This is a genomic window from Deltaproteobacteria bacterium PRO3, assembly GCA_030263375.1.
GTDB lineage: Bacteria > UBA10199 > UBA10199 > DSSB01 > DSSB01 > DSSB01.
In genome coordinates, this window is the sequence record SZOV01000008.1 from 46,405 (window position 1) to 57,013 (window position 10,609).

Genomic DNA, 10,609 nt, shown 5'->3' on the forward strand with positions numbered 1-10,609 from the left:
TCCTCCTATGTTTGGGATAAAATCGCTCAGTCGCTGTACAGGCTGTCGAACAGGTCGCGGTAACGCTCGTTGATCACCTTGCGCTTGACCTTGAGGGTCGGGGTCAGCTCGCCGGTCTCGATGGAGAAGTCCTTGTCGAGGATGGCGAAACGCTTGATGGTTTCGTACTTGGGCAGCTCGTGGTTGATCTCGTCGACGACCTTCTTCACCCAGTCGTAGATCTTGGGTTCTTGGACCAGTTGCGAATAATTTTCGAAGGGGATGCCCATCTCCTTGGCCTTGGCCTTCACTTCGTCGGGGTTGAGCGTCACGACGGCCGTCAGGTACTTGCGGCGGTCGCCGTGCACCACCACCTGGCTGAAGATGGGCTTGCTCTTCATGAGGTTTTCGATGTTTTGCGGGGCGACGTTTTTGCCGCCAGCCGTGACGATGATGTCTTTCTTGCGGTCGGTGATGCGCAGCATCCCCTGCTCGTCAAACTCGCCGATGTCGCCGGTGTGGAACCAGCCGTCCGGCTCGAGGGCCTCGGCCGTCGCCTTGGGGTTGTTCCAATAGCCCTTGAAGATCATCGGCCCGCGCACCAGGATCTCGCCGTCGGGGGCGATCTTTTCTTCGATATATGGGAGCGGCTTGCCGACGAAGCCGAAGCGCATCAGGTTGGGCAGATTGAGATTGACCGCCGCGGTGGTCTCGGTGAGGCCGTAGCCCTCGAGGATGAGGATGTCCGCCGCGTGGAAAAACTCGGCGATGTCCTTGGAAAGCGGCGCGCCGCCCGAGACGAAGAATCGAATTCGCCCGCCCAGCTTTTTGTGCAGCTTGGAGAAGACGAGCTTGCTGGCCACGGAATAGCGCAGCTTCAGCCCCGAGGGCAGCGGTTTTCCTTTGAGCACGTAATCGGAGCGCTCTTTGCCGACCTCGAGCGCCCAATAGAAGATATTGCGCTTGAAGCCGGAGCCGCTTTCGACGTCGTTCATCACCTTCGTGTAGATCTTCTCGAAGATGCGCGGCACGCTGACCATGAAGTGCGGCTTGATCTCGCCGATGTCCTCGAGGAGCTTCTCGATGCTCTCGGCGTAGGCGTGTGTGAAGCCGACCTTCAGCTGGAAGAATTGAATGACCCTCGCGAGGATGTGCGCCAAGGGCAGAAACATCAGGCTCACGTCGTTGGGGTCGATCGGGAAGGATTTCTCGGCCGCGTCCACCTCGTAGGCGATATTGCCGTGGGTGAGCATGACGCCCTTGGGGGGGCCGGTCGTACCGGAGGTGTAGACCAGGGTGGCCAGCTGGTCGAGCTCGATCTGACGAATGCGCACGCCGAAGTCGCTCTCGACGCCCTCGGCCAGGGCCTTGAACTCGTCGAAGGTCATGAGGCCGTCGCCCATCACCTTCCCGTCGAGCAAAATTATTTTTTGGAGGCCGTTGTGGAGGTTGGCCTTCACCTTGAGGACCTTCTCGAGCTGCGTGGAATTTTCGGCGAAGACGGCCTTGGCGCCGCTGTCGTTGAGGATGTGTTGGATCTCTTCGGAGACCGAGCTGTGATAGATGGGAACCGTCACCGCGCCCAGCGAGAGGATGGACATGTCGAGCAGGGTCCATTCGTAGCGGGTGTTGGAGAGCAGCGCCACCCGGTCGCCGCTTTGGATGCCCAGCTTTTTGAGCCCTTCCGACAGGTGCTTGATTTGAGCGAGGGTCTGCGTCCAGCTGAGCGAGCGCCAGATGCCGCCCTGTTTGAAGCGGAGACAGGCCTCCTCGCCTCGACGCTCCGCGGTGTCCTGGAATAATCTAAGGATATTCTCGGGTTTCATATTCCCCTCGGTTTATAAAGACAAGCCCCTGTCTTGTCTAGGGTTTTGTCGACCGCCGGCGCTCGATCCAGGGGAGGTTTCGGTAGAGGCCGTCGAGGTCCATGCCATATCCGATCACATAGTCGTCGGGGACCTCAAATCCAAGGTAATCCAAAGCCAGCCCGGAGGGCGAGCCGCGTTTCTTGAGTAGGCTGCAGAAGCGCACCGAGGCCGCCCCCTTGCTCAGCAGGTGAGGCAGGATGAACTGGAGGGTCTTGCCGGTGTCGACGACGTCCTCCAGGACCAGGACGTGCTGCCCCGCGATGGGCTGAGTGAGGTCAAACTCGAGGCGCAGGTCGCCCGAGGTCCCCTCCCGGGTGTAGCTGGAGATGCGCAGAAAGTCGCAACGCAAGGGCATCCGCAGCCGGCGGATCAGGTCGGCCATGAACAAGACGGCCCCCTTCAAGACGCCGATGACGACCAGCTCTTTCCCCTGGTAGTCCCGATTGATCGCCTCGGCGAGGCGGGCGACCCCGGCGGCGATCTCGTCTTCGCTGAGCAGGATATCTTCGGATGTTGGCGGCATAGGTCCTTTGGAAAGATTTGCCTCGAGTCAAAGATTTCTTCAATTCCTATTTTAATAAATCGGGAAAATAGCTTGAATCGGAAGGGTAAAAGACGGACAAGGAAGCCGTGTCTTTTCGCGGATTATTTTCAGGAGGCCTCTCTCCACCGGCAGTCCGGGGTCTTTTGGCCCTCCTCTGTTCCCTGGCGGGTTTTGCGGGGGTCGTGATGGCTCAGAGCACCTCTCTATCCGAAAAGGTCAACGCCCTGGCGGCGAAAGAGTGGCGCACAGTCGCCCCGCCGGCTCTTCCTTCCGGAGAACCGCGGTTCTGGAACTTCCAATCCAGCCCTCCCCTGCCCTGCGCTTGGCCCGCCCAAGGCTCGGGAAAGGTCTGCTATTACCTCTACGCGCAGGCGACGGATCCGCGCCTGGCCGACGGGGTTCGAGTCGCCGCGCCCTGGGCCAAGGCGGTCGCGGATCTGCGGCTTCCCTCGCCGGAGCCCCGGATCGAGATGCTGGGAATGCGTTTGGAAGAGTTGGGGATCCAGGGCCATAGGCCGCTAAGCGGAGGGGAGCTCGCCATCGTTAAAACGGGGGACGCGGCCAAGGGCGGCCTGGAGGCCTGGGTGGCCGGTCGCCCCGGGCTCTCGCCGGGGTCTCTCGCCGAGATAAAGACCTATTATTGTCAGTGGAAGCGAAACAACGGCGTGATCGCCGCCGCGCTGGCGCCGCAGCAGGCGGAATTTTTCGCTTGGCTGGCCTGCGGGGATTAGCTGGACAATATGCCCGGGGCCGGAATCGAACCGGCACGGCCCTTTCGGACCTCAGGATTTTAAGTCCTGTGCGTCTACCAATTCCGCCACCCGGGCTTTAATGAAAATATACCCCAACCGATGGGGGTTGAAGGGGGAGGATGGAATCCGCCCCCTGAGCTTTAGCCCGCTCGAATTTACTTCGAGCGAGCGAATAGAGGCCAGGGGGGGAATCGAACCCCCGTGTAGAGGTTTTGCAGACCTCTGCCTTACCACTTGGCTACCTGGCCGGATTGTAAAATCGCGACAGCACTTACTGTTTCGCCCTGCGGAAAACAACCTAAAAATTCGCCTTGGGCGGTACGTTGGGATCCTTTTCGAAATCGAGTTCCGGCTTTTTCGGCCACTTCTTACCGCGGGAAAATTCGACGGTCACCGTCGAGCCCGGCGCCTGCGCCAGGATGGCCTCCGCCCCCTTCAGGGAAAGGGCGTTGCCGGCCTTGTCCCGGATCGAAAGGCTCTCGAGGTGCAAGGTCACCTTGTTGAGGCCCCAAAGGATATTGGGATTGGCGATGTCCATCATACAGCGCAGGCGTTTGCTCTGCGGCACCGGCTTGCACTTGGCCTCGAGGAGGTCGACCGTCGTCCCGTCCACCTCCACCCGGTAAAAGACGCGCAGCGAGTTTTTCTCGAGGCCGGCGACCTTGTCCTCGAATTCGAAGCCCTGCTCGAAGCGGATCCTCAGCACTCCGGAATAAAACTGCGCTTTATAGGGCGGACGCTTATAGGTCACGATCCGGCTCAGCTTGGGGGCCTCCCCGTCGATCCGCGGATTCTGAACCTCCAACTCCTCGACCCTTTGGAATTCGTAGAGATAATTGCGCAGCGAGTAGAAGCTCTCGTCGCTCGTCGCCCAAAACAAGTCCGCGACCTGGTATACGCCCGGCTGCACCGTCTCGGGCAGCTTCCACTCCCCGCCGAAGCAGCCGGAGGCGTCGGGTTTGAGGCGCTGCAGGCGATTGCCCAGGGCGATGGAGAGGCGCTTGGGCGGCTCGGAGCTGTCCTCGAGGATCAGGAGGAAGCCGATCGCCTTCGCGCTCAGCTTTTCCAGATAGGCCGAGGCCTGGGCGGAAAGTCTCACGCAGACGGGGATCTCCTGCCCGGCCTGCACCCGAAAGCGCTCGTCGGAGGGACGGCTCTCGCTGGCCGGGAAAAAGACGATGCTGCCGTAGGGCCCCGCGGGCGCCGGCGCACTTTCGGGGGGCAAGGCGGGGACGCTCTCCGCGGACTTCGCGCCGGGCGCGTCGGCCCGCGCCGGGCCTCCCGCCGCGGCAAGAAGGGCCAGGCCCAAAGCTATGAGGACTTTCCGCATCCGGGGTTTTCTAGGGGTGAAACGTAAGGGAGTCAAGAACTTGCCATCGTTTCCGGGAGGGTGTAGAACCAGGCCTCCATGTCGGCAAATCCTGTCAGCATCCTGGTTCCCGCCTTCAACGAAGAGGCCGCCATCGAATCGGTCGTCCGGCAGCTCAAGGCGCTTCGGCCCCACGACGAAATTTTGGTCATCGACGACGCTTCTAAAGACCGTACCGCCGAGCTCGCGAAGGCCGCCGGCGCCGAGGTCGTCCGGCACGCCTACAACCTCGGCTACGGCGGAGCCCTCAAGACGGGGATCCGCCACGCCCGCCACGAGACCGTGGTCTTCTTCGACGCCGACGATCAATTCCATCCCGAGGACATCGGCCGATTGGTCGAAGCCCTGAAGGACTGCGACATGGCGGTCGGTGAACGCCCCAAGGGCTCGGGGGCTTTGAGCCGGCGCTCGGGGAAGTGGTTTCTCTACCGCGTCGCCAATTACCTGGTCGGCCACGAGATCCCCGACCTCAATTGCGGCCTGCGCGCCCTGCCGCGCGAGCTCGCGATGCAGTTTTTGCACCTGTTGCCCAACGGCTTCTCGCTCACCACTACCATTACCCTCGCGGTAATGCGCAGCGGCTATCAGGTGCGCTATCTGCCCGTCGGCCTCAAGAGCCGCACCACCGGAAAGAGCCGCGTCTCCTTCCGCGACTTCTTCCGCACCATGCTGCTGATCGTCCGGATGATCGCCCTCTTCGCCCCGCTCAAGATCTTCATTCCTTCCAGCCTGGCCTTGGCGGCGGTGGCGATCCCCTTCAGCGTCTACGATATTTGGCACCGCAACATCGGGGACACCACGGTCCTCCTCTGGCTCGCGGCGATGGTGGTCTTTTTCTTCGGCCTGCTCGCCGACACCGTCGCGCTGGTCTCCCGCCAAGGGCCGGGGAAAACCCCCCTGCCCCCCGTCGAAAGGGGCTGACGGCGTGCCGCTGCGCCTGCGCTACGTCCCCTCCGTCGCCCCTTATCTCGACGAGATCCTCGCGCCCCTGATCCGCCGCCACATCGACTTCAAGCTGCGCGACAGCTTCCGCATCGTCACGCCCGACGCCGAGAGCCGCCAGGACCTCGAAGAACGGTTTTTGAGCCGCGAGGCCTTGGGCGGCGTCCTGATCGGCAAGAGCCTGCTCACCCTCCACTCCCTCGCGCAGACGCTCCTGCTGGAGCACCCGGCGCCCAGGCCTTTGGCGACGTTGCCGGTCCAACGCCGGGCCCTGCGGCGCGCCCTCGCGCGGCTGAAGCCGGACTGGAATTTGGACGGCGCCTCGCTGCAGAAGTGCCTGCGCGAGCTCCAAGACCTGCGCCGCCTAGCCGACCTACGGACAAGGGGCCGCGCGGGATTGGGACAGCGGGTCGACGGCGAATTCCAAAAAATACTCGCGGAGGACTTCGGCGCCTGGACCGCCGAGCGGCAGATGGCCGAGGCCTGGGGGCTGTTGGGAAGAAGCCGCGCCTCGGGTCTCGAGCTCGTCCAAGAGTGCTGGTTTCTGGGCTTCCGCTTTCCCGAGGTCGCCCTGCTCAATCCGATCGAGGCCTTGTTGCGTGCCTACCCGCGCATGGAAATCCACCTCTTCCTCCCGCCGCCGGAGCAGTTCGTCGACGCCGATCGCCGGCTCGAACCCTGGCTGCAACGCTTGCAGTCCCTGGCCGAAGACGGCGAGAGCCTCCCGATGCCGCGCCCGCCGCGCCTGGAGATCCGGCCCTACGCCACGCCGCTGCACGAGGCCCGCGGCGTCCTGCGCGAGGCGCGCGAGGGGATCTGGACGCCGGCCTTCAGCCCGGTGGGGCCCCTGCTCGAGGCCGAGCTCGCGGTGAGCTCCACCGCCACGCAGCTGCCCGCCCGGATCCTGGCCGGCTTGGCCGGGGACTTAGCTTCGGAAGCGCCGATTCCCTTCTCGTCTTTGGCGGCGGACGCCGCCCCCGTCTTTCAATCCCTGCAGGAGACCTTGGCGGCGAACGCCGATTTCGACTCGCTGCGCTACCTCGATGCCGCGCGCCGCTGGCTCCTGGACTGCGCGAGGGCCGAGGCACCGGCCCCCGAGGCGCGCCCGCGCGCCGCCTGGCTGGCGGAGTTGAAGGAAGACCTGCTCGAGCTCCGCCTCGCCGCTCCCGCCGGCGCCGCGCAGCGCCTGCCGCTGCGCCGCCTCGAGCGCCCCGGTCTCGCCCGGCGGCGACATATTGCCGTAGCGGGGATGAACGAGGGTTCGTATCCTTCTCCTCCTTCGCCCGCCTTTTTCGAAGAAGAAAGCCTGCGCTTCTTCACCTTGCACGAGGAGGGCCTCGCCTTCCGCCAACTGCTGCACTTGGCGGAGGAGGAGGCGACGCTCAGCTACGCGCAGCTCTCGCTCTCCGGCCGCGCGCTGCCCCCCTCGCCGCTCCTGGCCGATCTGGACGCGGCGACCTGGCGGGAACCGGAGGTCGAACTCGCGCCGCGGCGCGAGGGCCGGCACCCTTACTTCGCGGAAAACGCCGCCCGCGAGGCGCGCCGGCACCGCGGGGCCGAGCCCGGCCTGGACTCGGGCCGCTTGAGCTCCCTCCCGCTCGGGGGGACTATTCTCGACGAGCTGCTGCGCCGGCCGCTCAGCGCCACCTATCTCGACGATTTTGCCAAATGCCCCTGGCGTTTTTTCGCCAAGCGTTTTTTGCAATTGAAGGAAGAGCCGGAGGAAGACCTCGAGATCGACCCGAGGCGCCGCGGCAGCCTGAGCCACCGCCTCCTCGAGGAGAGCTTCGCCCGCTTGATCGAGAATTTTTTCAGCCGCGGAAATTTTCCCACGCCCGAGGACACCCGGGCCGCGCTGGAGACCGCCTTCGCCCGACTGCGCGACGCGGCCCTGGCCGAGGCCTCCCGCGTCCCCCGGGTCCTGCTCACCGACCAACTCGAACGGCTGCGCGGCACGGCGCAGGCCCTGCTTGAGCAAGAGCAGGCGGCCTGGAGCGAGGCCCCCGCGCGCCTCATCCCCCGCCACCTGGAATGGGGCTTCGGGCGCGGCGGCCGGCCGCCGCTGACCCTCGATCTGCCCGGCGGCCCTTCCCTGCCCTTGACCGGCGCCGTCGACCGCATCGACGTCAGCGAGGATGAGAGCCGGTTTCTGCTCATCGATTACAAGACCTCGAAGACCTCCGACTTGGCCCGCGAGATCCGGGAAGGGCTCAGCCTGCAGCTCTGGATCTACCTGCGGGCGGTGCGCCGCCTGCTCTACCCGCGGGCCGAGGCCCTCGGCGGGCTCTATTGGGATCTCAAGGAGACGAAAAAAGACCAGGGTATGGCGAGGCGGGAGGCGATCCAGGACTACTTGAAAAAGAAACCGACCGCCCAGGCGAAGAGCTTTTTGAAGGACGAGGACTTCGAGGCCTTGGAGGCGCGGCTGGAGACCGCCGCGATCGATATCCTGCAAAGGATCCTGCGCGGGGATTTTTCCCTGACGCCGGCCCAATGCCTGGGGCCCCGCTGCGAATACCGCGAGATCTGCCGCTATGACGACAAACCGAGAAACTGAAGACGGGCACGAGGCCCTGCTGGCCCGCGCCGTCGGCTTGCTGGACCGCGACGCGATCATCGTCGCCAACGCCGGCGCCGGCAAGACCTACCTGCTGGTCGAGCACTACTTCGCCCTGCTGGAGGCCGGCCTCGAGCCGGCCCAGGTCGTCGCCTTCACCTTCACCGAAAAGGCGGCGAACGAATTGAAAGAGCGCATCGTCGCGCGGCTGCGCACGCACCCCGGCTTCGCCGGGCTGCCCGACGAGGTGCTGCGCGACTACCGCGCGAAGATCCTCAACGGGCCGATCGGGACCATCCATCAATACTGCCTGCGGATCATCGAGGCCTCGCGCAGCGCCGGCGAGCGCGCCGCCGTCAAGATCGTCGACGAGGCCCTCGAATCCGCCCTGCAAGAATCCGTCCTCCGCGCCTACCTGCGGCGGCGCTTCGAGGCCGAGGACCCCGACGCCCTCCGGCTGCTCCGGCGCTTCGGGATCCGCGACCTGGGCTTGATCCTCGAGCGCTACCTCGCCTTCCTTCCGATGGAGCCCGAGGAAGGCCTGCCCCTGCCGCCGCCGGAGGAGGAAGAGCGGCTCCTGCTGGAGGCGGTGGAGCGGCTGGGCGGGCCCCTCTGGGAGGAGATCCAGGCGCAGAAGCGCGCCCTGGGCTGGATGAGCTTCGCCGACATGGAGCGCCGCGCCCTCGAATTGCTCCAGCGGCCGCCCGAGACGCTGAAACAATTCCTCCAACCGGTCGCGCACATCCTCGTCGACGAATTCCAGGACACCGCGCCGATCCAAATCCGCCTCATCGAGGCGCTGCGCGCCCAGGGACGCGCGGCGGGGAAGCGGTTGCGCCTCTTCTGCGTCGGCGACCCCAAGCAGTCGATCTACCGCTTCCGCGACGTGGACCGAAACCTTTTGCAGAAGACCGAGGCGGAGATCCTGGCCGGCGGCGGCGAGAAATTCGACTTTGTCGTCAACTTCCGCTCGACGCCCGAGGTACTCGGGTTGGTCAACGCCTTCTCGCGCGGCGCCTTTCCCGAGGCGCGGGACTCCGTCGCCCAACGCCCCTCTTCCGCCGAGAGCCTCGCCCGACTGGTCGAGATTCGGCCGCAGGGGGACGGCGAAGGGGCCGAGAGCTATGCCGCGGCGGAGGCCCGATGCGTCGCCGAGGCCGTCGCCTCGCGGCGCGGGGAGCTGCCGCTCGACCGAATCGCCGTCCTCTACCGCGCCAGCTCTTCCGCCGGGCCCTTGATCCGCGAGCTCCAGGCCCGCGGCATCCCCTACAGCGTCCGCGGCGGACAGAACCTTTTCGAGCGCCAGGAGATCCTCGACCTGCACCGCCTCGTCTATTTCCTCGCCGATCCCGCGGACGACCTCTCGCTGGTCGGCGTCCTGCGCTCGCCGCTCTTCCTCCTCTCCGACGCCGCCCTCTTCTTCCTCTGCCGGCGCGATCCGGAGCGCGGCCTTTGGGAGCGCCTGCAGGAGCCCGAGGCCCTCGAGACCCTGGAGCGAGAATTTCCGCAGGAGGCCGCCAAGGCGGCCTGGGCCCTGGCGCGGCTTAGGCGCCTGCTCGCCTTGGCCGAGACCCGTTCGGCCCATCGGCTGGTCGAGGACTGGCTGCGAAGGGAGGATTTGGGCGATCTCTACGCGGCGGCCGGCGGCGGGCCCCAGGCCCTGCTCGCGATCGAGCAGTGGCTGGATTGGCTGCGGGCCCTCGAGGAGGACCACGCCCCGCTGCGGCTGGCCGACGCGGCGCGGATCTTGCGGGAGGTTTCGGCCCTCCAGCCCAACAAGACCCCGCTGGGCGACTTGGTCGCCTCGCGGGACAGCGTCCAATTGATGACCATCCACGCGGCCAAGGGGCTGCAATTCGACACCGTCTTCCTGATCGGGGCCAACCGCCGGACGCACGTCGACTACCCCCTGCTCCAGCGGGTCGGCGGTTCCCTGGCCCTGAAGCTTCCGGACGCGGGGACGAAGAAGCGCAAGACCGAGCGCTACGACGCGATCGAGTCCCATCACCGGGAGGAGGACCGCGAGGAATCCAAGCGCCTGCTCTACGTCGCGACGACGCGCGCGGAGAACCGGCTCTTCGTGACGATGAATCCGGAAGGAGCCCGCGCCGGATCGCTTCAGGACTTGCTCTTGGAATGCCTGGGCGACTCCGCCGAGGCCTGGAAGGGGCCGCTGCCGCCGGGGCCGGGGCTTGTCGCGGCGCCCCTGGCCGTCACCCCGGCGCCCGAAGAGCCCGCCTTCCAGCCCGCCCCGAGGCTTCGCGAGACCCGCGTCTCCGAGCTGGAGACCTACCTCGCCTGCCCGCTCAAACATCACTTCGCCTACGCGCGTCAGGTCCCCACGAACCCCGCCGACTTGAGCGACGTTGCCGGTGCCACCGAGATCGGCACCCTGCTGCACGCCGCCTTGAACGCGCTGCATGCCGCGCCTGGAACCGGCACCCGGGAAATCGTCGCACGCCTGCTCGCCGCGCTGGGCCGCGAGGGAGACCCCGAATTGACCGAAACCCTCGTCACCAGCCTCGACTCCTACCTCGCCGGGCCCGCCGCCGCGACCTTGCGCGGCGCCCTCGAGGACTACAGCGAGCTTCCCTTTCT

At 65.7% G+C, this 10,609-nt stretch carries 7 protein-coding genes and 2 tRNA genes; 4 read left to right on the forward strand and 5 right to left on the reverse strand.

Going from position 1 to position 10,609, the window contains the following annotated elements:
• Positions 1-26: 26 nt before the first annotated feature.
• Positions 27-1,805, reverse strand: coding sequence for a long-chain fatty acid--CoA ligase (locus FBR05_02895; GenBank protein ID MDL1871133.1), 1,779 nt, complete (start codon positions 1,803-1,805; stop codon positions 27-29).
• A 37-nt stretch (positions 1,806-1,842) separates the two neighbouring features.
• On the reverse strand, positions 1,843-2,370 hold the full coding sequence (gene hpt, locus FBR05_02900; GenBank protein ID MDL1871134.1) for a hypoxanthine phosphoribosyltransferase: 528 nt from the start codon (positions 2,368-2,370) through the stop codon (positions 1,843-1,845).
• Positions 2,371-2,576: 206 nt separating this feature from the next.
• On the opposite strand from hpt, the gene FBR05_02905 reads away from it, so the two are divergent.
• Positions 2,577-3,122: a hypothetical protein gene (locus FBR05_02905; protein ID MDL1871135.1), complete on the forward strand. Its 546-nt coding sequence runs from the start codon at positions 2,577-2,579 to the stop codon at positions 3,120-3,122.
• A gap of 10 nt (positions 3,123-3,132) precedes the next feature.
• Here FBR05_02905 and FBR05_02910 read toward each other — a convergent pair.
• From FBR05_02910 to FBR05_02920, 3 genes are all read right to left on the reverse strand, one after another.
• A tRNA-Leu gene (locus FBR05_02910) sits at positions 3,133-3,218 on the reverse strand.
• Positions 3,219-3,316: 98 nt separating this feature from the next.
• A tRNA-Cys gene (locus FBR05_02915) sits at positions 3,317-3,391 on the reverse strand.
• A 50-nt stretch (positions 3,392-3,441) separates the two neighbouring features.
• Complete coding sequence (locus FBR05_02920; GenBank protein ID MDL1871136.1) at positions 3,442-4,473, reverse strand: hypothetical protein; 1,032 nt, start codon at positions 4,471-4,473, stop codon at positions 3,442-3,444.
• Between the two features lie 78 nt (positions 4,474-4,551).
• Here FBR05_02920 and FBR05_02925 point away from each other — a divergent pair, with 78 nt between their 5' ends.
• The 3 genes from FBR05_02925 to FBR05_02935 all read left to right on the forward strand — a co-directional run.
• Positions 4,552-5,433 carry a glycosyltransferase family 2 protein gene (locus tag FBR05_02925; GenBank protein ID MDL1871137.1) on the forward strand — a complete coding sequence of 294 codons (882 nt, stop codon included), beginning with the start codon at positions 4,552-4,554 and terminating at the stop codon, positions 5,431-5,433.
• Between the two features lie 4 nt (positions 5,434-5,437).
• Positions 5,438-8,011 (forward strand): hypothetical protein, encoded by a 2,574-nt coding sequence (locus FBR05_02930; GenBank protein ID MDL1871138.1) that lies wholly within the window; start codon positions 5,438-5,440, stop codon positions 8,009-8,011.
• Positions 7,989-10,609 (forward strand): ATP-dependent helicase (locus FBR05_02935; GenBank protein ID MDL1871139.1); only part of this gene is annotated, 2,621 nt, incomplete at its 3' end. The genes FBR05_02930 and FBR05_02935, both read left to right, overlap by 23 nt.